This window comes from Polaribacter sp. Asnod6-C07 (genome assembly GCF_045063625.1).
Classification (GTDB): domain Bacteria; phylum Bacteroidota; class Bacteroidia; order Flavobacteriales; family Flavobacteriaceae; genus Polaribacter; species Polaribacter vadi_A.
This window is the reverse complement of the sequence record NZ_JBEFOF010000005.1, coordinates 659,238-680,269: the sequence shown is the minus strand read 5'-3', so window position 1 is coordinate 680,269 and position 21,032 is coordinate 659,238. Positions and strand designations below refer to the sequence as shown.

Genomic DNA, 21,032 nt, shown 5'->3' with positions numbered 1-21,032 from the left:
GATTTCTTTTTAATAGAAATTGAGTTAAACACGAATTTTTATAAACTGTTATTTTAATTAACACTGTAAAGGTGTCTGTTTTGTTACAACTTTAAAATGCAATTCTGATGAACTGGGTTAAAATTCCGATAAACAGATTTCTTTTTCTATTTAAACAAGACGCTTAAAATCAATAAAAAGTTTCCTGCATAAAAAAAACTTCGATTTTTATCGAAGCTTTATAATTAAAATATTTTGTAATAATGTGATTAATCTCTGCCACCCAAAACTTGCATACCCCAATATAAAAGCATAGCTAGTGAGCCTAAAGCTGCAACTAAATATGTTCTTGCTGCCCATTTTAAAGCATCTGTTGCACCAGCTAATTCTTGTTGAGAAACCATATTTTTGTTTCTTAACCAGGCTAAAGCTCTATTACTAGCATCATATTCTACAGGTAAAGTAACAAAACTAAAAACAGTTGCAATTGCCATTAAAGCTAAACCAGCAACAGCCACATAAAAACCTATACCAGAGTTGCCTGAGGCTGCACCTAAAATTAAACCTCCAATTACCATCCATTGAGAAAATTTAGAAGAAATACTAACTACAGGTACTAATTGAGATCTTAAAGATAACCATTGATAGGCTTTTGCGTGTTGCACTGCATGACCAACTTCATGTGCAGCAACAGCAGCTGCAGCTGCATTTCTTTGGTTGTAAACAGCCTCACTTAAGTTAACAGTTTTATCTTTTGGGTTATAATGGTCTGTTAATCTACCAGGTGTAGAAATTACTTTTACATCAAAAATACCATTATCAGCCAGCATTTTTGTAGCAATCTCAGCACCACTCATTCCGTTTCTTAAATTGATTTGAGAATATTTTTTAAATTTTTGTTTTAATTGATTGCTTACAAGCCAACTCACTAAAGAGATTGCACCAATTAATATATAGAACTGCATCATAATTTTATTGCGTTTTAAAAATTTATATCATTTTTGTTTGATAAATTTACAACATAAATTATTCCAATCTAAATTTTAAAGTTAAAGAACTTTTATTGGCATAGATTTAATCATTAAAATTAAGAATTCATTAAGAATAGATGTCAATATGGCAAAGAAACCAAACATTTTAATTGTTTATACAGGAGGTACCATTGGTATGATTAAAGATTATAAAACAAATGCTCTAAAGGCTTTTGATTTTAGTCAGATAGTAAATAAAATTCCAGAATTAGAACAATTAAATTGTAATATTGAAACAATTTCTTTTGAAGAACCAATGGATTCTTCTAATATGAATACCTTATATTATAAAGAAATTGCAGAAACCATAGAAGAAAATTACAAAAAGTTCGATGGTTTTGTAATACTTACAGGTTCAGATACCATGTCTTATATATCGTCAGCAATTAGTTTTATGTTAGAAAACTTGCAAAAACCTATAATTTTTACAGGTTCTCAACTACCAATTGGTGATTTACGAACAGATGCTAAAGAAAATTTAATTACCTCTATAGAAATTGCTTGTTGTCAAAAAAACAATAAACCTATTATTTCTGAAGTTTGTTTGTATTTTGAATATAAACTTTATAGGGCAAATAGAACAACAAAAATAAATGCAGAGCAATTTGAAGCATTTACTTCTATGAATTATCCGCCTTTGGCAGAAAGTGGCGTTAATTTGAATTTTAACCAATATTATATTAGTAAGCCATCAGAAATAGAAAAGGAGCTTGTAGTTAGAAAGGAATTGGTGAATGACATTGTTGTTTTAAAACTGTTTCCAGGTATTACAAAAAGAGTTGTGCAAAGTATTTTAAATATTGATGATTTAAAAGGAGTAATTATAGAAACTTATGGAGCAGGTAATGCACCAAACGAACTTTGGTTTTTAGAGTTGTTGAAAAAAGCAATTTCTAAAAATATAAGAATTGTAAATGTTACACAATGCTCAGGAGGTAGTGTAGTGCAAGGTCATTATGAAACTAGTTTAATTTTAAAAGAAATAGGTGTTATTAGCGGAAAAGACATAACTACAGAATCTGCAGTAGCAAAATTAATGTATCTTTTGAATGAAAATTTACCTTTAAATGAATTTACAACCTATTTTGAACAATCCATTAGGGGAGAAATAACTAATGAATAACTAAAATTTTAGTAAAGATTTTTGCGAACTCCATTTTTTCTAGAATAAAACGTGTTAAAACCGAGAAATAGCGCAAAAAAATTTTTTTATGCATAACATTTTTTGTTACTTGGCAGTCTCTTAAACGAAAATGAAGCTGTTGTTAGTAAAAAATAGATAAAATGCTTTTTATTTTCTGTTTTTGAGATGAAAATTTATATCTTTAACCCGTTAACTATTAAAATTAATTTATAACTAAGATGAAAAAAGTAGTAAATGTCTTATCTGTAACAGGATTTATGTTTTTTGGAGCTGTACAATCCTCTTTTGCTCAAGAAGCAGCAACAGAATCACAAACGTTTCACCAAATATTAAAGAAAAACTTTATTGATGGTGGACCAGGATTTATGGGAATTGTATTAGTAGCTTTAATTTTAGGATTAGCTATTGCCATTGAAAGAATTATTTATTTAAATATGGCTACAACTAATACTAAAAAATTATTAGCAAATGTAGATGACGCTTTAAGTTCTGGTGGTGTAGAAGCTGCTAAAGAAGTTTGTAGAAATACAAAAGGGCCAGTTGCATCTATTTTTTATCAAGGTTTAGATAGAGTTGATGAAGGTGTAGAAGAAGCAGAAAAAGCTGTAGTTTCTTATGGTGGAGTTCAAATGGGTCAATTAGAGAAAAACGTTTCTTGGATTTCTTTATTTATTGCATTAGCACCAATGTTAGGTTTCATGGGTACTGTAATTGGTATGATTGGAGCATTTAACGACATTGCTGTAGCAAATGATATCTCTCCAGCAGTAGTTGCAGGTGGTATTAAAGTAGCCTTATTAACAACAGTATTTGGTTTAATTGTGGCTATTATTCTTCAAATTTTTTATAATTACATTGTTGCAAAAATCGATAGTATTGTAAACAATATGGAAGACGCGTCTATCTCTTTGATAGATTTATTAGTTAAGTATAAAAAATAATATTCAATATGAAAAGTAATAAAATTTTAAGTATTTTCATTGCTGCAATTGCTATAATTGGAGGTATCCTTTTCATAAGAATATTTATGGAAGATGCTGACGCAATTGAAAATGACGTAGATGTAGCTAACAGTGTTGTTAGTCCTCTAATATATTATTCTACTTGGTTGTTTATAGCTGGTGTAGTAATAACAATTGGTCTTTCTTTATTTAGTTTAGTAAGAAATCCAGAGAACTTAAAGAAAACCTTGGGAGGTTTAGCTGTTTTAGCTGTTCTTTTAGTAATCGCATATTTCTTATCAGACAGCGAAGCTGTATATGATGCAAACGGAATTGGTATTTTGCCTGGTGGTGAAGAAGGTTCTTCTGTAAATCAATGGGTAGGTGCTGGTATTTGGTACAGTGTTATTTTAGGTGTAATTGCAAGCGGTTTTTTTGTTTGGGATTTATTAAAAGGATTAGTTAAATCATAATATATGGCAAGAAGAGAAAATCCAGAAATTAACGCAGGTTCTATGGCAGACATTGCTTTTCTGTTATTAATTTTCTTCTTAGTAACCACAACAATGAATGTAGATTCAGGTGTCTCTAAGAAGTTATCAGAAAAACCGCCAGCAGACTACGTTCCTCCTGTAATTAAAGAGAAAAATATCTTTGAAGTAAACATTAATAGAAATAACGAACTTCTTGTAGAAGGAGAACGTATGGAAATTAAAGATATTAAAGATGCCGCTGTTAAATTTATAGATAATGGTGGTGGAATAGGTAAACCTAGTGAAAATGGTACTCCTGGTAAAGCATGTGATTATTGTCAAGGTGATAGAAGTGATGATTCTTCAGATCACCCAAATAAAGCAATTATTTCTGTTCAGAGTGATAGAGGTACAGGTTATGGAACGTATATTGAGGTTCAGAACGAATTATTAAGAGCTTACAGCGAATTAAGAAACAGATTGTCTAAACAACGTTATGGAATTACTTTCGACGAATTAGAAGAATCTTTTAAAGACGCTAAAAAGAGTTCAGAAGGTTTGAATCAAGTTGATGCCTTAAGAAAAAAAGTTGAAGATATCAAAACTGCATATCCTCAAATTATTTCTGATGCTGAGCCAACCTCATAATTAATTTAAATTTAAAACAAAACTATGTCTAAATTTAGAAAAAAGAAAAAAGGGATTCCTGCTGTAAATACAGCTGCATTACCAGATATCGTTTTTATGTTATTATTCTTCTTCATGGTAACTACTACTATGAGAGAAACGAATCTAGTAATTGAAAATCCAAGATTACCAAGTGCTACTGAAATTAAAAAGTTAGAAGATAAAAGTTTGGTTAGTACTATCTATGTTGGTAAATCTAAAGATCCTAATAGAGATGGTGTAGGTTATAACAAGATTCAGCTAAATGATAAAATTTCTAGTGCAGATCAAGTTCCTGCTTTTATTTTTAGTAAAAGAGATAAATTAGCAGAAGCTTTGCATCCTTTTATGACAACTTCTATAAAGGCAGATAAAGAATCTAATGTAGGTACAATTATAGATATTAGATTAAAATTAAGAGATGTTAATGCTCTTAAAATTAACTATTCTTCTACTGCACCTGCTAATTAGTAGTACAGAAAATTATATAAAAGGGTTAATTCTTAAGAATTAACCCTTTTTTGGGTTTAAAGAAGATATTTTAATTAAATTGTATATTTAATATTTGTTATTTAAATATGAAAAACATTATTTATTTTGCATTATTTTTATTCTTTAGTCTTAATGTTTATGCTCAAAAAGATTCTTTGCAATTAGGAGATAGATATGCAGAAGATCAAATTTATACTTCTATTTCTTATGCTCAATTTTTTGATCAACCAGAAGGTATAAGTAGAAGTGGTTTTTCTTATGCATTATCTTTTGGTTTTATAAAAGATTTTACCTTAAATAAAAAAGGAAATGTTGCAATAGCATTTGGTGTAGGTTATGGATTTGATTTCTACAACCATGAGTTAAAAGTAGAAGAATTTAATAATATTACAAGTTTTAGTGATGGTAGTTCTTTAACTTCAAATCTTTTTAAAACACATAGTTTAGAGTTTCCTTTAGAGCTAAGATGGAGAACATCAACAGCAAAGAAATATAACTTTTGGAGAATTTATGGTGGTGTAAAGTTTTTATACAATCTTTCTAATAAATTTGAGTTTGAAGAAAATTCAACTGTTTTTACATATAAAAATGTTAGTTCATATAATCAATTTCAATATGGCTTAACACTTTCTGCTGGGTTTGATGAATTTAATATTAATATTTTTTACAGCTTAACACCAGTTTTTGAAAGTGCAACCTTTAATGGAGAAGATATTAATTCTAGTATTCTTAAATTTGGACTTATATTTTATATATTATAAGATATAATTTAATAAAATAGGAATAATCATCCCTAGAAAAAAACCAATATATACTTCTTTTTTGTTGTGAGCCTTTAAATGTAATCTAGCACTTGCTAAAATACCAGAGAGTAATATTAATATTATAATTACAATGATATAAGATTGTGAATTGTTAGTGCTTAAAACCAAGAAAAAGCCTGTAGGTATACTTATAGATAATAAATGAATACTTGCTTTAATTTTAAAAAAGAATAGAATGTATATTATTATTAAACCTATAGAAGTAGCATAAAATAATAATGATAATTCTCTTAAACTTGAAAGGTTATTCATTGTATTTCCTAAAAAATAAAATAAAAATATCATTAAAGCAACAGGTAATTTTCTTTCTTTAATACTTTCTGTCTGAAAATTTTTAATAAGCTTAAATTTCTTTAAAAGTACCAAAACTAAAAGTGGAATTAGATAGGATGAAATAAATATTAAGCTTAAAACACTAAATTTTTTATCGCTACTTAAGTTAATTGGTATCAATAGAAAATACAACATAACCCCTAATGTTGGTGTTACAATAGGATGTAAAATTGTTGATATGAACTTGTGAAAACTCACTAAATTTCTTTACGTAAACGAGCCACAGGTAAATCTAACTGTTCACGATATTTAGCAACTGTTCTTCTTGCAATAGGGTAACCTTTTTCTTTTAAAATTTTCGACAATTTTTCATCAGTTAGAGGTTTCTTTTTGTTTTCTTCAGCAATTACTGTTTCTAGAATTTTTTTTATTTCTTTAGTAGAAACATCTTCACCTTGATCATTCTTCATAGACTCTGAGAAGAATTCTTTAATCAATTTTGTTCCATAAGGTGTAGAAACATATTTGCTGTTTGCTACTCTAGAAACTGTAGAAACATCCATATTAATTTTATCTGCAATATCTTTTAAAATCATTGGTTTTAACTTGCGCTCATCACCTGTTAAAAAATAATCATATTGATAATGCATTATGGTGTTCATAGTAACCAAAAGTGTTTGCTGGCGCTGTTTAATAGCATCTATAAACCATTTTGCAGCATCTAGTTTCTGTTTGATAAAAAACACAGCATCTTTTTGAGATTTACTTTTTGTATTAGATTCCTTATAACCTTTTAGCATATTATTATACTCTCTAGAAACGTGTAACTCTGGTGCATTTCTAGAGTTTAAGGTTAAATCTAATTCACCATCAGTTATTTTTATAGAAAAATCTGGTACAATTTGTTCTGCAATTTTATTATTACCAGCATAAGAACTACCAGGTTTTGGGTTTAATTTTGAAATTTCTTTATTAACTTCTTTTAATTCTTCTTCAGAAATATTAAACTTTTCTTGTAGTTTTTTGTAGTGTTTTTTTACAAAATGATCAAATGCATTTTCTAAAACATCAATTGCTAGACTTCTAGTTTTATTACTGTTTTTTGCTTTTAATTGTATTATTAAGCACTCTTTTAAATCTCTTGCACCAACTCCAATAGGATCTAAAGTATGAACTGCTTTTTTTAATACAGAAATTACTTTTTCTTCGGATGTAAAAATATTGGCGGTAAAAGCTAAGTCATCAACTAAATCTATAATTTCTCTTCTAATGTAGCCACTATCATCAATACTACCGACTAAAAATTCTGCAATTGCACGTTCATCATCATCTAAACTATAAGTGTTTAATTGATTTTTTAAAGATTGATGAAAACTTGTTCCTGCAGCATAAGGTACATTCTTTTCTTCATCATCAGATGAGTAATTATTTGCTTGAGTTTTATAGTTAGGTATTTCATCATCACTCAAATACTCATCAATATTAATATCTTCTGCATCTATTTTTTCTGTACCAGCATCATCATATTCGTTAGATAAATCTTCATCAAAAGTATCAGATTCATCTTTACCAGTGTCTAAAGCTGGGTTTTCTTCAATTTCTTGCTTTAAACGTTCTTCAAAGGCTTGTGTGGGCAATTGAATTAATTTCATCAACTGAATTTGTTGAGGAGATAATTTTTGAAGTAGTTTGTATTGTAAACTTTGTTTTAGCATAGAAACAAATATAAGAAATCGATTAAAATAAAATCGTCATTCTTTTTAGGAATGACGATTTGAATACTTAATTTAAGTTTTTATTAAAACTCTGCGTTTTGTGGAGTTCTTGGAAAAGGAATTACATCTCTAATATTACTCATACCTGTTGTAAATTGTACTAACCTTTCAAAACCAAGTCCAAAACCAGAATGAACTGCAGTACCATATTTACGTAAATCTAAATACCACCATAATTCTTGTTCTTCAATATCTAAAGCTTTCATTTTATCAACTAAAACGTCATAACGTTCTTCTCTTTGTGAGCCACCAACAATTTCACCAATTCCTGGAAAAAGAACATCCATAGCTCTAACTGTTTTTCCATCATCATTTAAACGCATGTAAAATGCTTTTATATTTGCAGGATAATCAAACAAAATTACTGGACATTTAAAATGTTTTTCTACCAAAAAACGCTCATGCTCTGATTGTAGATCTGCTCCCCAATCTGTAATGGGAAACTGAAATTTTTTCTTTTTGTTGGGTTTAGAGTTTCTTAAAATGTCTATGGCTTCTGTGTAAGAAACACGTTTAAAGTTGTTATCAACTACAAATTTTAATTTTTCTAATAAACTCATTTCGCTTCTTTGAGCTTGTGGTTTACTTTTTTCTTCTTTTGTTAAACGTTGATCTAAAAAGGCTAAATCGTCTTTACAATTTTCTAAAACATCATTAATAACAGATTTTATAAAATCTTCTGCCAAATCCATATTACCATCTAAATCCATAAAAGCGACTTCTGGTTCTATCATCCAAAATTCTGCTAAATGACGTGTGGTATTTGAATTTTCTGCTCTAAAAGTAGGGCCAAAAGTATAAGCTTTACCTAAAGACATAGCAAAAGTTTCTGCCTCTAATTGGCCAGAAACTGTCAAATTGGTTTCTTTACCAAAAAAGTCTTTTGAATAATCTATTTTTCCATCTTCTGTTAAAGGTGCTTTATTGTCTTCGAAATTAGTAACTCTAAACATTTCTCCTGCGCCTTCTGCATCTGAACCTGTTATAATAGGTGTATTTACATAATTAAAACCATTTTCTTGAAAATACTTGTGTACTGCAAAAGATAATTTTGAACGCACACGCATAACAGCACTAAACGTATTTGTTCGCATACGTAAATGTGCATTTTCTCTTAAAAATTCGAAACTATGTTTTTTTGGCTGAATAGGGTATTCATCTGGATTTGAGTCTCCTAAAATTTCAATTTCAGAAACTTGTATTTCTACAGTTTGTCCTCTTCCTTGACTTTCTACCACAGTTCCTTTAACAGCAATTGCTGCTCCAGTAGTAATTCTTTTAAGAGTATTCTCATCTGTATTTTCAAAATCAATAACGCATTGAATGTTTTTTATAGTAGAGCCGTCATTTAGTGCTATAAATCTATTACTCCTAAAAGTTCTTACCCAACCTTTTAATTGTACTTCCTGTAAAACAGAATCCGTTTTTAAAATTTCGGCAACGTTTTTCTCTGTCATATTTTACTATTCTTTGATTTACTATAAAATTTACTGAAATGTAAATATACTTTTTTTGTAGTAAAATATGCAGTGGTTTTTTCTTGAAATTTAAAAAAGATAAAAAAAATTATCTTTGAATTATAAAAATTACTATGAAAAAAACAATTCCATTCAATAAAATTCTAAAACAATTAAAAGCAGATTTAATTGGGAAAGATTCTTACAGGGGTATTACATTAACTTATGCTTGGCTTGCCAATCAATTTGGGCATATTTCATTAGGGTTTATACCTACTTTTATTTTATTTCAATTTTTTAAGATCGATGTTATTGATGGGGCAACTTATGTTTCTTTGGCCTGGTTACTTTTCGAAATTTATAATTTTTTAGGACCATTGTTGAGCAAAAAAGAATCTGATTCAAATATTATTTTCATTCCCAAAAAATCCAATTATACATTTAAACCAAAATGGGGTAATGTTGCTTTTGATACATTTACAGATGTTTGTTTTTTTACTTTAGGTGCATTTTTATTTTGTTTATCAATTATAAAAGATGAAAATGTTTATGTTATTATTTTTATAATTCTTTTAAGTATTTATTTACTTTTTGCTTCAAGATATTGGTATATCACAAAAATGTATCAGGTTTATGCAAAATTTCCTTTTCAATTTCGATTAAGTCAATGGGATTTTAATATTAATAGAGATGATAAATTAAAAGTTGAAAGTTTTTTAAACTCAAAAAAAGGAGAAGGAAATCATTTATTAATTTATGGCAATTTTGGTTCGGGTAAAACAAGCTTGGGAGTTGGCGTTTTAAATGAGTTAAGCATTAAAAATAATTGTAGTTTGTATGTAAATGCAATTAAAATTTTTAATTATTTTTTTGATGAAGATGATGAATTAGAAACTTATGAAATTTGGAATTGGAGGACAACCGATTTTTTAATGATAGATGATATAAACCCAAGTGAACCAATAGAAGATGAATTAATATCACCAGAAAAATTATTAGGTTTCATTGATACTTTACAGCACGAAAACAAGAAGAATAGAGAAATTTTAAAAAATAAAAATGTGATTTGGGTTTTAGGTAGCAAACAAAATTTAGATATTGATGAAAAAGATAAATGGAAACAAATGTTGTTAAAAATTGGTGTTGAAGAAAATAAAATTTCAAAAATAAATCTTATTTAAATTATTGTTTCTATAAAATATAGTTGTCATATGCAAAACTGATTAAATGTGGTAAACTTTTTACATTAAAACGTTTGTATAATGGTATTATTCTTTTTTCTATAGCTGATTGGCTAACTCCTAGTTTTGAAGCTATTTCTTTAAAGGCAAATCCTTTAGATGCTAATTCTAAGGCTTCTTTTTCTTTTCTAGAAATACCTAATTCATTAAATAATTGATCGTTTAAAGTATCTTCAAAGCCATCTTTTTCTGGTCCAAAAGCTGCATATTGCATAACATTGCCTAGTTTTCTGGTATGGATTTTTTCAGAAATACCTATAACTTCTAATATGTTTCCATTGTAAGACTTGTAAACACCAACTCTAGAAAATAAAGGAATAGTTTCTCCATTTTTATGAATTTTTTCAACTTCAATGGTAAAACTATATTTGTCTAAATCTTTTTTTTTGGTTTTTAGAAATTGTAAGGCTTTGTCATTTAATTCGCTAGAGAAATTAAAATGTCTTTTAGATGAACTACTTATTATTTTTAGTAGAGTAATTTCTTCGTCTTTATAGCCTAATAAATCTTCCCAGCCATAAGCATAAACCATTCTTTCTTTTACAAAGGAATATATGTATATAGCCTGACCTACAAATTGAGGTACTTTTTCTTTGTACTCTTTATAGGTTGGGTCTTTGATATCAAAAGGGATATCTGACACCCTTTCTCTTGTGTATTTCCCAAAACTCTCTTTCATATTCGTAAATTTAACGAAAACTGCGAAATAACACAGTTGATTTTTTCTTAATACTTTGCTAAATTTGTTATGAAAAAGAATGTTTGTTTAGATTCCAAAATTGCTATGAAAAGGGATAATTGTTTTAAAAAAAAGTTAGTCCCCCTAATTTAATTCTAGAATAAGCCTTTATTAAATGTAATAATTTAATAAAGGCTTTTTCCTTTTATAGGCTATTCTTCCTTAGGAGGAATAATTTTCATCTTAGGTTCTTTAAATACCTTTTTATTGGCTATTTTTTTCTCAAATGTTAATAGTAATGAAGGTAGTAGCAGTAAGTTAGAAACCATTGCTAAAAGTAAAGTTACAGAAACCAAACCACCTAAAGCAATTGTGCCTCCAAAACTAGATAAGGTAAAAGTTAAGAAACCGAAAAACAAAACGATAGAAGTATAAAACATACTTACACCAGTTTCTTTTAAGGCAGCATATACAGAAGGTTTTATTCTCCATTTATTTGCGATTAATTCTTGTCTGTATTTTGCTAAAAAGTGAATTGTATCATCCACAGAAATACCAAAAGCAATGCTAAAAACTAATATTGTAGATGGTTTTATTGGTATATCAAAAAAGCCCATTAAACCAGCAGTTATTAATAAAGGTAAAATATTTGGCAGTAAAGAAATTAAAATCATTTGAGGTGATCTAAACATCCAAGCCATAAAAATTGCAATTAAAAAGATGGCTAATGATAAAGACAGAACTAAGTTTGTAATTAAATAATTGGTTCCTTTTATAAAAACCAAAGCTTTACCAGTAAAAGAAACTTCGTATTTTTCTGATGAAAATTCTTTATTAACAACAGCCTTTAATCGCTCTTGAATTATGTCCATTTTATCTGTACCAATATCTTTCATATAAGTCGTTATTCTTGCATAACGTCCTGTAGAATCAACAAAATTCTTTAACAAACCAGCATCGCTATTTGTGTTTTTTGTATATGAAAAAATATAACCTTGTTCTTGACTTGTTGGTAATTGATAGTATTTTGGGTTTCCTTTGTAATAAGCTTGTTTTGAGTATTTAACAAGATTTACTACAGAAATTGGCTTAGATAGTTCAGGAAAAGATTCAATAGCTTCATTAATTTTATCCATCTTTTTTAAGGTAGATAATTTCATTACTCCTTTATCTTTTTTGGTGTCAATTAAAATTTCTAGAGGCATTATACCTCCAAATTCATTTTCAAAAAACTTTATGTCTTTATAAAAGCCCATGCTTTTAGGCATATCTTCTATTAAACTACCAGAAACTCTAATTTTATAAACACCAATTATACTTAATACAATAAAGATAACTGTTGCAAAATAAACAGTTATTCTTTGTTCTCTTACCATTTTTTCCATCCAGTTTACCACATTTTCAATCCATCTTCTTTCTAGATGGTTTAAATGTTTTTTCTTTGGATGAGGCATAAAGCTATAAATGATTGGTATAATCAATAAAGCAAGAATAAAAATACTGATGATGTTTACGGATGCTAAAATTCCGAATTCACGAAGTAAATTACTTTTAACAAAAACAAAGGTTGCAAAACCAGATGCAGTTGTAATGTTGGTCATTAAAGTAGCATTACCAATTTTAGAAATTACTCGCTGTAAAGATTTAGCTTGGTTACCATGTTTTTTTATTTCTTGTTGATATTTATTAATCAAGAATACTGCATTTGGCACACCAATTACAATAATTAATGGCGGAATTAAAGCTGATAAAACCGTAATTTCATAGTTAAACCAACCAATAAAACCAAAAGCCCAAGTAACCCCAATTAATACAACTAGAAGTGTAATAAAAGTAGCTCTAAAAGATCTAAAAAAGAAAAAGAATATAATAGCAGTAATAACTAAAGCGCCTAAAACAAATAATAAAATTTCGTCTTGAATATTTTGCGCATTTAAAGTTCTAATATAAGGCATACCAGATATGCGTACATCTACATTATTATCTTTTTCAAATTTTTCTACAATAGGGATAAGACTATCAAAAATAAAGTTTTTACGTTTTGGCGTATTTATTATTTCTTTATTGATATAAATTGCAGTTTGTAAAGTACCTGTTTCTTTATTAAAAAGTAAGTTGTCGTAAAAAGGTAGTTTTTCGAAAAGTTGTTTTTTTATTTCTAAAACTTCTTCTGATGATTCTGGTTCATCTTCATAAAGAGGTTCTAGTACAAATTTTCTTTTATTTCTATCTGCTTTTAATTTTTGAACATCAGCAATAGAAAGTGTAAAATCTATTTCATCTAGTTCATCAAATTGATCTACCAAACGATTCCAAGCATTAAACTTTTCTGGAGTAAAAACAGTAGAATCTTTTATACCAAGAATTACTAGGTTACCTTCTTCACCAAAAATTTCTAAGAATTTGTTGTATTCTATGTTTGCTTCATGATTTTCTGGCAACAGATTGGCTTCTGTGTGAGAAAATCGAATGTTTTTCATTTGCGTTGCTAACAAACCTGTAATGATAGCAATACCTAATAAAACCAAGTAGCGGTTTCTTAAAATAATACCCGCAACTTTTGTCCAGAAATTCATTTAAAAAAAATTTGTGCAAAGGTAGTTAAAATGTTGCAGGGAATTTAAACAAAAAAAGAGTGTTTTAAAACACTCTTTTTTATAACTCTATACAGTTTAAACTGTCATTATTTCTTTCTCTTTTACTACGAGAATATCTTCAATATTTTTTGTGAAGGTATTGGTTAACTCTTGCACATCAGCTTCTGCATTTTTTTTCATATCATCAGAAATATCAGTTTTTTTGATGTCGTTATTGGCATCTTTTCTTGCATTTCTAACGCCTACTTTTGCATGTTCTGCTTCTGCTTTAGCTTGTTTAGTTAAACCAATTCTGCGTTCTTCTGTTAATGGTGGTACGTTTATCATAATAACATCACCATTATTCATTGGGTTTAAACCTAAATTTGCAATCTGAATTGCTTTTTCTATAGGTTGTAACATGTTTTTTTCCCAAGGTTGTATGCTTAATGTTCTTGCATCTGGTGTATTTACGTTTGCCACTTGCCCTAAAGGTGTTTGAGAGCCATAGTAATCTACCATAACTGTACTTAACATTGCAGGTGTTGCTTTACCTGCTCTAATAGAGCGCAATTCTTTTTCTAAATGCTCAATGGCATTATTCATAGCTTCTTTAGCACTATCTAAAATAAATTCAATTTCTTCATCCATCTTTTTAAAATTTAAAGATTCTTTTATAAAACATCAACAACAGTACCAATTTTTTCTCCAGAAACTAATTTCATTAAGTTTCCAACTTTATTCATATCAAAAATAATAATTGGTAGTTTATTTTCTTCACTTAAAGTAAATGCAGTCATATCCATTACTTTTAATCCTTTTGTAATAACATCTTTAAAAGAAATAGAATCAAATTTTACTGCATTTTTATCTTTTTCTGGGTCTGTATTATAAACACCATCAACTCTTGTTCCTTTTAAAATAGCATCTGCATTAATTTCTATAGCTCTTAAAACAGCAGCAGTATCTGTAGTAAAATAAGGGTTACCAGTACCAGCACCAAAAATAACAACACGCCCTTTTTCTAAATGTCTAATGGCTTTTCTTTTAATGTAAGGCTCAGCAACTTCTTTAATTTCTAAAGCAGTTTGTAAACGTGTATGTACATCTTCATCTTCTAAAGCACTCTGTAAAGCCAAGCCATTTATACAAGTTGCTAACATACCCATATGATCTCCTTGTACACGATCCATACCATTACTAGCACCTGCAACACCTCTAAAAATATTTCCACCACCAATTACAATGGCAACTTCTATACCTTTTTCTACAACTTCTTTAATTTCTTTAGCATATTCCGCAAGACGTTTTGGGTCTATTCCATATTGTCTATCGCCCATTAAAGCTTCACCACTTAATTTTAAAAGAATTCTTTTATATTGCATTTTTAGTTGATTTTTGTGCCTCTGTATAGAGAATTTTAGTTAAGCAAAATTAAGTATTTTTTTTATTTATAAACGAATCACTGCTACAGTTTTAGTTTTTAATTATTTACAGAAATTAAATACGATTCGAAATTACTGAAATAGAAGTGTTTAAAGAGTTGTAAAATCAATTTAATTGATTAATTTTGCACTCGATTTTTTAAGAACTAGATTAATAAGAAATGAATATTACAAAAGAGAACGTAGATGCATTAAATGCAGTTGTAAAAGTTGATATTGTTGCAGAAGATTATCAAGCAAAAGTAACAGAGGTTTTAACAGATTACCGTAAAAAAGCAGATATTCCTGGTTTTAGAAAAGGGCACGTACCCATGGGAATGGTTAAAAAACAATATGGTAAATCTGTAATGATTGATGAAGTAAACAAGCTTTTACAAGATTCTTTAAATAAATTTATAACAGAAGAAAAATTAGATATTTTAGGTAATCCTTTACCAAGAATTGAAGAAGATTTTAATTGGGATGCAGAAACTTTTTCTTTTGAATTTGAATTAGGATTAGCTCCAGAATTCGAAATTGATTTATCAGCAAAAAATAAAATAAAGCAATATAATATTGTTGCTACTGATGAATTATTAGAAGAAGAAGTTAAAAATATTCAGACTCGTTATGGAAAAATGAGTTCTTTAGATGAAGCTACTGAGCATTCTAATGTTACTGGTACATTTGTTAACGAAGAAAAAGAAATCAACAAAAAAGGTACTTTTTTAGTTAACGATTTAAAAGGTAAGAAAAACGAAAAGAAATTAATTGGTACTAAAGTAGGTGATGTTGTTGAGTTAGAGACTAAGAAATTATTCGAAGACGATCATAAATTAGAACATCTTTTAGGTCTTTCTCATGATGAAATTCACGATTTAGATATCAAAGTAACTTTTACTGTAGAAGAGATTACAAAAACAGAACCAGCTGAATTAGACAAAGAATTATTCGATAAATTATTTGCTGATGGTAGCGTTTCTACTGTAACTGAGTTAAAAGAAAAAATTAAAGAAGATGCTGAAAAGCAATTCGAGCAACAAGGAGATCAATATTTATTAAATGCTGTACAAGAGTATTTAATAGAAAATACAAAATTCGATTTACCTGCTGAATTTTTACAAAAATGGTTACAAACTGCTGGTGAAAAACAATTAACACCAGAAGAAGCAACAGAAGAGTATAAAAAATCTGAACAAGGTTTACGTTATCAATTAATTGAAGGTAAGCTTATGAAAGATAATGATATTAAATTGGATTATGCTGAATTGGTAGATTACGCAAAAGGATTTATCAGAACTCAAATGGCTCAGTTTGGTAACATGAATCCTGAAGAAAAAGAATTGGATGATATTGCTGGTAGAATTTTACAAAACCAAGAAGAAGCGCAAAAGTTACAATCTCAATTAATTAGTCAAAAATTATTGACTTTCTTTAAAGAGAATATCAACTTTAAAACAAAAGAAGTTTCTTACGAAGAGTTTGTAAAAGAAGCATATAAGAAATAATTTCTATTAAGATTTTATAATCTTTAGTAAAGAAGAATTGTCTTATAATAAGGTAAAACCTGAATTGAAAAATTCAGGTTTTTTTGCCTAAAAACTGTAACAGAATATTAAGAGAATAGTTCTTATCTTTACAAATCAAATATTTTAAAAGAATCAAGAAATGAATTACGGAAAAGAGTTCGAAAAATATGCTACAAAACATCATGGAATTAGTAGCACTGCATATACCAAAATAACTAGTAGTTTAACTCCATACATTATGGAAGAACGCCAAATGAACATTACTCAAATGGATGTTTTTTCTCGTTTAATGATGGATAGAATTATCTTTTTAGGTACAGGTATTAACGATCAAGTAGCTAACATTATACAAGCACAATTGTTATTTTTAGAAAGTGTAGATGCTAATAAAGATATTTCTATTTACATAAATTCTCCAGGAGGAGGCGTTTATGCAGGTCTAGGTATTTACGATACTATGCAATTCATAAAACCAGATGTTGCAACAATTTGTACAGGAATGGCAGCTTCTATGGGTGCAGTTTTAATGTGTGCAGGTCAAAATGGTAAACGTTCTGCCTTACCACATTCTAGAATTATGATTCATCAACCTTTAGGTGGTGCTCAAGGTCAGGCTTCTGATATAGAGATTACTGCAAGAGAAATCCTAAAGTTAAAAGACGAATTGTATGCAATTATTGCAAATCATTCTGGGCAAACTATAGAAAAAGTTCATAATGATTCTGATAGAGATTACTGGATGAAAGCAGATGAAGCTAAAGCCTATGGTATGATCGATGAAATTTTAACAAGAAAGTAATAACATTAAGTTGTGGGTTTAAAGTTGTTTGGTGAAATCTTTCTCCCAACAACCAATAACTAAAAACCAAAACCAATTCAAATGTCGAAAGAAGAAAATTTAGAGTGCTCATTTTGCGGACGTAAAAAAGCAGAAACAGACTTGCTAATTGCTGGTATGGATGCTCATATATGTGATAAATGTATAGAGCAAGCACATGGTATTGTAGAAGAAGAAATTTCTGAATCTAAAACGAGTAGTTTATCAAAAGATTTAACCTTAAAAAAGCCAAGAGAAATTAAGGACTTTTTAGATCAATATATCATTGGTCAAAATGAAACAAAACGAGCAATGGCAGTTGCAGTTTACAATCATTACAAAAGGTTATTACAAGATAAAAATACAGAAGATGAAGTAGAAATCGAAAAATCGAACATTGTTTTGGTTGGTGAAACAGGTACAGGTAAAACATTGGTTGCAAGAACAATTGCAAAAATGTTAAACGTGCCATTTTCTATTGTAGATGCTACAGTATTAACACAAGCAGGTTATGTTGGTGAAGATGTAGAAAGTATTTTAAGTAGACTTTTACAAGCTGCAGATTACGATGTAGAAAAAGCGCAAAGAGGTATCGTTTTTATAGATGAAATAGATAAAATTGCAAGAAAAGGAGACAACCCATCCATAACAAGAGATGTTTCTGGAGAAGGAGTACAGCAAGCTTTATTAAAACTATTAGAAGGTGCAGTTGTAAATGTAGCTCCAAAAGGAGGTAGAAAACATCCTGAGCAAAAATTTATAGAGGTAGATACTAAAGATATTTTATTTATTGCAGGTGGTGCTTTTTCAGGAATTGATAGATTAATAAGTAAACGTTTAAACAGACAAGCTGTTGGTTTTGGAGCATCTTTAGAGGATGATAAAATTGATGAAGAAAACTTATTACAGTACATTACACCTTTAGATTTAAAATCTTTTGGACTAATACCAGAAATTATTGGGCGTTTACCTGTCTTAAGTTATATGAATCCTTTAGATGCCAAAACGTTACGTGCTATTTTAACTGAGCCTAAAAATTCAATTATTAAACAATATGCAAAATTGTTTATTATGGATGAAGTTGAGTTTACAATAGAAGAAGAAGCATTAAATTACATAGTAGAAAAAGCAGTAGAGTATAAGTTAGGTGCAAGAGGATTACGTTCTTTATGCGAGGCTATTTTTACAGATGCAATGTTCGATTTACCAAGTTCTGATGACAAAGTTTTTAATGTAACCAAAGACTATGCAGAATCTAAATTGTCTAACAGCACTTTAAAGAAGTTAAGAGCAGCATCTTAATTTTATTATTGCGTTACCTTTCAGGTCAGGCTTTACACTATATCTTTTTTCTGAAAAAGAAAAAAGGATGTCGTTTCAATCCTTAACGCATATTGCTAACTTTATAGTGAAGTTATCAAAAACAACAAATAGTAAAAAGGCTTTTTAATATACAAAAACCCTTCAGGTTTTTAAAACCTGAAGGGTTTAAAATTTAGAAATAAACGAATGATTTCCAGAAGTACCATAGACCGAGTTTTTGAAACAGCAAGAGTAGAAGAGGTTATAGGTGAATTCGTACAACTTAAAAAAGCAGGAAGTAACTTTAAAGGATTAAGTCCGTTTGTAGACGAAAAATCACCATCTTTTATGGTATCTCCAGTAAAACAAATCTGGAAAGATTTCTCTACAGGTAAAGGGGGTAATGCCATTTCATTTTTAATGGAACACGAACATTATTCGTATCCAGAAGCCATAAAATGGTTAGCTAAAAAGTACAATATAGAAATTGAAGAAACTGAGCAAACATCAGAAGAAAAAGCTCAGCTAAATGAAAGAGAAAGTATGTTTTTGGTATCTAGTTTTGCTAGAGATTATTTTCATAATACAATGCTGAATTCCAATTTAGGGAAGGCAATAGGTTTAAGTTATTTTAAAGAAAGAGGTTTTACAGACGAAACTATTAAAAAATTCGATTTAGGATACTGTATAGATGAATGGGATAATTTTACAAAAGCAGCTTTAGAAAAAGGTTACGATTTAAAATATTTGGCTTCTACAGGACTAACAATTGTAAAAGAAAACAAACAATTCGATCGTTTTAAAGGTCGAGTAATGTTTCCTATACATTCTATGTCTGGTCGTATTTTGGGTTTTGGTGGTCGTATTTTAACTGCTGATAAAAAAGCAGCAAAATATCTAAATTCACCCGAAAGCGATATTTATCATAAGAGTAAAATTCTATACGGAATTTATCAAGCTAAAAAAGAAATAGCTAAACAAGACAACTGTTTTTTAGTAGAAGGGTATACAGATGTTATTTCTTTTAACCAATCTGGTGTAGAGAATGTTGTGGCTTCTTCAGGTACAGCTTTAACATCAGATCAAATACGTTTAGTAAACAGATTAACTAAAAACATTACAGTTCTTTTTGATGGAGATGCAGCAGGAATTAGAGCTTCTATTCGTGGAATAGATTTAATTCTTGAGCAAGGAATGAACGTAAAAGTAGTTCAGTTTCCTGATGGAGAAGACCCAGATAGTTTTGCAAAAGCACATTCTAATGCAGAATTAAAAGAGTATTTAGAAAACTCTGCTCAAGATTTTATAAACTTTAAAGTGTCTTTGCTTTTAAAAGATTCTAACAACGATCCTATAAAAAAAGCAAGTGTAATTCGTGATATTGTTACTAGTATTTCTAAAATTCCAGATTCTATTCAGCGTGAAGTTTACATACAAGAATGTTCTAGAATCATGGAAATTTCAGAGCGTGTTTTGTTTAGTGAGTTGGCACAATTACTAAAGAAAAATATTCAGGAAAAAAGTAAGAAAGTAAGCAGAAAGCAAAGTGCACCACAGCAAGATCCCAATGAGCCTCCTCCAGAATATTTTATGCAGCAAGAAAGTGCGCAAATGGGCTTGGTTAAGGTAGCAGATACTGTTTCTACACAAAAAGTAGATCAATTATCAATTTTAGAAAATGAAATTATAAGAATTTTACTTTTATTTGGTAATGAAGAAGTAGAGTTTACAGAAGAAGTTGTAAATGTCGATGAAAATGATAAAGAAACGATAGCTATTAGAAAATATCTAAATACAGTTTCAGCAGAAATTTATGTGCATTTGCACGATGATGAAATTGAGTTTTCAAATACTACTTTTCAAGAAATTTATAACGAAATTATTCATCAATTAAATCAATTAGAAAAAGTAGATATTGATGGTTTAATCAATCATAAAAATACTGATATAGCAAATACGGTTACATCTATTTTAATGGATGAAGAAAAACACCAACTTAGTAATTGGGAAGGTCAAAATATTTTTGTAACAGGTGCCTTAGAGGTTTTAAAGAAAGCAGTAAACGATGCTGTTTTTAATTTAAGAAGAGTTTTAATTGGCGAAAAAATCGAAGAATTAATGAAAGAAGCTACAGAAAATAGCGCCATTAATATCGATTTAGAAACTATTAGAAATTACACAAATTTAAAAATGAGACTTTTTGATAAGCTAAATCGTGTTGTGTAATTATCAAATTAATAACATTTACAAACTGTAACTGTTATTCTAATATCCTAATGCTTTTTCATTATCAAATCTGTAAAAATTAGTATTCTAATTTCTTAATATTTACCAGTTAATACACTCATATTAAGGTCTGGTATTTTGCCTTTTATTGATAGTCAATTATTTAGAATATTGCTAAATTAT

General features: G+C 28.9%; 19 protein-coding genes. 11 read left to right on the top strand and 8 right to left on the bottom strand.

Annotated features, from left to right (window positions below; genetic code table 11):
* Positions 1–248: 248 nt before the first annotated feature.
* A complete protein-coding gene (locus ACJJVK_RS02945) occupies positions 249–947 on the bottom strand; it encodes a zinc metallopeptidase (RefSeq protein ID WP_405562968.1) in 699 nt (232 codons plus the stop codon).
* Positions 948–1,095: 148 nt separating this feature from the next.
* Between ACJJVK_RS02945 and ACJJVK_RS02940 the strand changes: the two genes are divergently transcribed.
* The 6 genes from ACJJVK_RS02940 (at position 1,096) to ACJJVK_RS02915 (ending at position 5,487) form a co-directional block, all read left to right on the top strand.
* Positions 1,096–2,133, top strand: coding sequence for an asparaginase (locus ACJJVK_RS02940; RefSeq protein ID WP_405562966.1), 1,038 nt, complete (start codon positions 1,096–1,098; stop codon positions 2,131–2,133).
* A gap of 239 nt (positions 2,134–2,372) precedes the next feature.
* Positions 2,373–3,095, top strand: coding sequence for a MotA/TolQ/ExbB proton channel family protein (locus ACJJVK_RS02935; protein ID WP_405562963.1), 723 nt, complete (start codon positions 2,373–2,375; stop codon positions 3,093–3,095).
* An 8-nt stretch (positions 3,096–3,103) separates the two neighbouring features.
* Positions 3,104–3,568, top strand: a complete 465-nt coding sequence (locus ACJJVK_RS02930) for a hypothetical protein (protein WP_405562960.1) — start codon at positions 3,104–3,106, stop codon at positions 3,566–3,568.
* A gap of 3 nt (positions 3,569–3,571) precedes the next feature.
* On the top strand, positions 3,572–4,216 hold the full coding sequence (locus tag ACJJVK_RS02925) for a biopolymer transporter ExbD (protein ID WP_215993884.1): 645 nt from the start codon (positions 3,572–3,574) through the stop codon (positions 4,214–4,216).
* Between the two features lie 24 nt (positions 4,217–4,240).
* Positions 4,241–4,705, top strand: coding sequence for an ExbD/TolR family protein (locus ACJJVK_RS02920; protein WP_405562957.1), 465 nt, complete (start codon positions 4,241–4,243; stop codon positions 4,703–4,705).
* Between the two features lie 107 nt (positions 4,706–4,812).
* Positions 4,813–5,487 (top strand): porin family protein, encoded by a 675-nt coding sequence (locus ACJJVK_RS02915; protein ID WP_405562955.1) that lies wholly within the window; start codon positions 4,813–4,815, stop codon positions 5,485–5,487.
* Here the strand turns inward: ACJJVK_RS02915 and ACJJVK_RS02910 are convergent.
* From ACJJVK_RS02910 to asnS, 3 genes are all read right to left on the bottom strand, one after another.
* Entirely contained in the window at positions 5,482–6,081 is a 600-nt protein-coding gene (locus ACJJVK_RS02910; protein WP_405562953.1) for a hypothetical protein, read from the bottom strand. The genes ACJJVK_RS02915 and ACJJVK_RS02910 overlap by 6 nt on opposite strands.
* Complete coding sequence (gene rpoN / locus ACJJVK_RS02905) at positions 6,081–7,538, bottom strand: RNA polymerase factor sigma-54 (protein ID WP_405562951.1); 1,458 nt, start codon at positions 7,536–7,538, stop codon at positions 6,081–6,083. The genes ACJJVK_RS02910 and rpoN overlap by 1 nt, the downstream gene beginning before the upstream one ends.
* A gap of 83 nt (positions 7,539–7,621) precedes the next feature.
* Positions 7,622–9,055, bottom strand: coding sequence for an asparagine--tRNA ligase (gene asnS / locus ACJJVK_RS02900; protein ID WP_405562949.1), 1,434 nt, complete (start codon positions 9,053–9,055; stop codon positions 7,622–7,624).
* Positions 9,056–9,189: 134 nt separating this feature from the next.
* Between asnS and ACJJVK_RS02895 the strand changes: the two genes are divergently transcribed.
* Positions 9,190–10,236, top strand: coding sequence for a hypothetical protein (locus tag ACJJVK_RS02895; protein ID WP_405562947.1), 1,047 nt, complete (start codon positions 9,190–9,192; stop codon positions 10,234–10,236).
* A 10-nt stretch (positions 10,237–10,246) separates the two neighbouring features.
* Here the strand turns inward: ACJJVK_RS02895 and ACJJVK_RS02890 are convergent, their stop codons facing one another.
* The 4 genes from ACJJVK_RS02890 to pyrH all read right to left on the bottom strand — a co-directional run bounded on the left by ACJJVK_RS02890 (position 10,247) and on the right by pyrH (position 14,936).
* Positions 10,247–10,975, bottom strand: a complete 729-nt coding sequence (locus ACJJVK_RS02890) for a LuxR C-terminal-related transcriptional regulator (protein ID WP_215993878.1) — start codon at positions 10,973–10,975, stop codon at positions 10,247–10,249.
* A gap of 212 nt (positions 10,976–11,187) precedes the next feature.
* Positions 11,188–13,551 (bottom strand): RND family transporter, encoded by a 2,364-nt coding sequence (locus ACJJVK_RS02885; RefSeq protein WP_215993877.1) that lies wholly within the window; start codon positions 13,549–13,551, stop codon positions 11,188–11,190.
* A 96-nt stretch (positions 13,552–13,647) separates the two neighbouring features.
* Positions 13,648–14,202: a ribosome recycling factor gene (gene frr / locus ACJJVK_RS02880; RefSeq protein ID WP_215993876.1), complete on the bottom strand. Its 555-nt coding sequence runs from the start codon at positions 14,200–14,202 to the stop codon at positions 13,648–13,650.
* A 23-nt stretch (positions 14,203–14,225) separates the two neighbouring features.
* Complete coding sequence (gene pyrH, locus ACJJVK_RS02875) at positions 14,226–14,936, bottom strand: UMP kinase (protein ID WP_215993875.1); 711 nt, start codon at positions 14,934–14,936, stop codon at positions 14,226–14,228.
* Between the two features lie 221 nt (positions 14,937–15,157).
* Between pyrH and tig the strand changes: the two genes are divergently transcribed.
* The 4 genes from tig (at position 15,158) to dnaG (ending at position 20,849) form a co-directional block, all read left to right on the top strand.
* Positions 15,158–16,483 carry a trigger factor gene (gene tig, locus ACJJVK_RS02870; RefSeq protein ID WP_215993874.1) on the top strand — a complete coding sequence of 442 codons (1,326 nt, stop codon included), beginning with the start codon at positions 15,158–15,160 and terminating at the stop codon, positions 16,481–16,483.
* Between the two features lie 160 nt (positions 16,484–16,643).
* On the top strand, positions 16,644–17,303 hold the full coding sequence (gene clpP, locus ACJJVK_RS02865) for an ATP-dependent Clp endopeptidase proteolytic subunit ClpP (RefSeq protein ID WP_215993873.1): 660 nt from the start codon (positions 16,644–16,646) through the stop codon (positions 17,301–17,303).
* 81 nt (positions 17,304–17,384) lie between these two features.
* Complete coding sequence (gene clpX / locus ACJJVK_RS02860; protein ID WP_215993872.1) at positions 17,385–18,623, top strand: ATP-dependent Clp protease ATP-binding subunit ClpX; 1,239 nt, start codon at positions 17,385–17,387, stop codon at positions 18,621–18,623.
* Positions 18,624–18,830: 207 nt separating this feature from the next.
* Positions 18,831–20,849: a DNA primase gene (gene dnaG, locus ACJJVK_RS02855; protein ID WP_405562941.1), complete on the top strand. Its 2,019-nt coding sequence runs from the start codon at positions 18,831–18,833 to the stop codon at positions 20,847–20,849.
* The last annotated feature ends 183 nt before the right edge of the window (positions 20,850–21,032 follow it).

Bases quoted from the DNA above. Each gene is read 5' to 3' on its own strand.
- ACJJVK_RS02945 (WP_405562968.1), bottom strand. From the start codon at position 947: ATGATGCAGTTCTATATATTAATTGGTGCAATCTCTTTAGTGAGTTGG.
- ACJJVK_RS02940 (WP_405562966.1), top strand. From the start codon at position 1,096: ATGGCAAAGAAACCAAACATTTTAATTGTTTATACAGGAGGTACCATT.
- ACJJVK_RS02935 (WP_405562963.1), top strand. From the start codon at position 2,373: ATGAAAAAAGTAGTAAATGTCTTATCTGTAACAGGATTTATGTTTTTT.
- ACJJVK_RS02930 (WP_405562960.1), top strand. From the start codon at position 3,104: ATGAAAAGTAATAAAATTTTAAGTATTTTCATTGCTGCAATTGCTATA.
- ACJJVK_RS02925 (WP_215993884.1), top strand. From the start codon at position 3,572: ATGGCAAGAAGAGAAAATCCAGAAATTAACGCAGGTTCTATGGCAGAC.
- ACJJVK_RS02920 (WP_405562957.1), top strand. From the start codon at position 4,241: ATGTCTAAATTTAGAAAAAAGAAAAAAGGGATTCCTGCTGTAAATACA.
- ACJJVK_RS02915 (WP_405562955.1), top strand. From the start codon at position 4,813: ATGAAAAACATTATTTATTTTGCATTATTTTTATTCTTTAGTCTTAAT.
- rpoN (WP_405562951.1), bottom strand. From the start codon at position 7,538: ATGCTAAAACAAAGTTTACAATACAAACTACTTCAAAAATTATCTCCT.
- asnS (WP_405562949.1), bottom strand. From the start codon at position 9,055: ATGACAGAGAAAAACGTTGCCGAAATTTTAAAAACGGATTCTGTTTTA.
- ACJJVK_RS02895 (WP_405562947.1), top strand. From the start codon at position 9,190: ATGAAAAAAACAATTCCATTCAATAAAATTCTAAAACAATTAAAAGCA.
- ACJJVK_RS02890 (WP_215993878.1), bottom strand. From the start codon at position 10,975: ATGAAAGAGAGTTTTGGGAAATACACAAGAGAAAGGGTGTCAGATATC.
- ACJJVK_RS02885 (WP_215993877.1), bottom strand. From the start codon at position 13,551: ATGAATTTCTGGACAAAAGTTGCGGGTATTATTTTAAGAAACCGCTAC.
- frr (WP_215993876.1), bottom strand. From the start codon at position 14,202: ATGGATGAAGAAATTGAATTTATTTTAGATAGTGCTAAAGAAGCTATG.
- pyrH (WP_215993875.1), bottom strand. From the start codon at position 14,936: ATGCAATATAAAAGAATTCTTTTAAAATTAAGTGGTGAAGCTTTAATG.
- tig (WP_215993874.1), top strand. From the start codon at position 15,158: ATGAATATTACAAAAGAGAACGTAGATGCATTAAATGCAGTTGTAAAA.
- clpP (WP_215993873.1), top strand. From the start codon at position 16,644: ATGAATTACGGAAAAGAGTTCGAAAAATATGCTACAAAACATCATGGA.
- clpX (WP_215993872.1), top strand. From the start codon at position 17,385: ATGTCGAAAGAAGAAAATTTAGAGTGCTCATTTTGCGGACGTAAAAAA.
- dnaG (WP_405562941.1), top strand. From the start codon at position 18,831: ATGATTTCCAGAAGTACCATAGACCGAGTTTTTGAAACAGCAAGAGTA.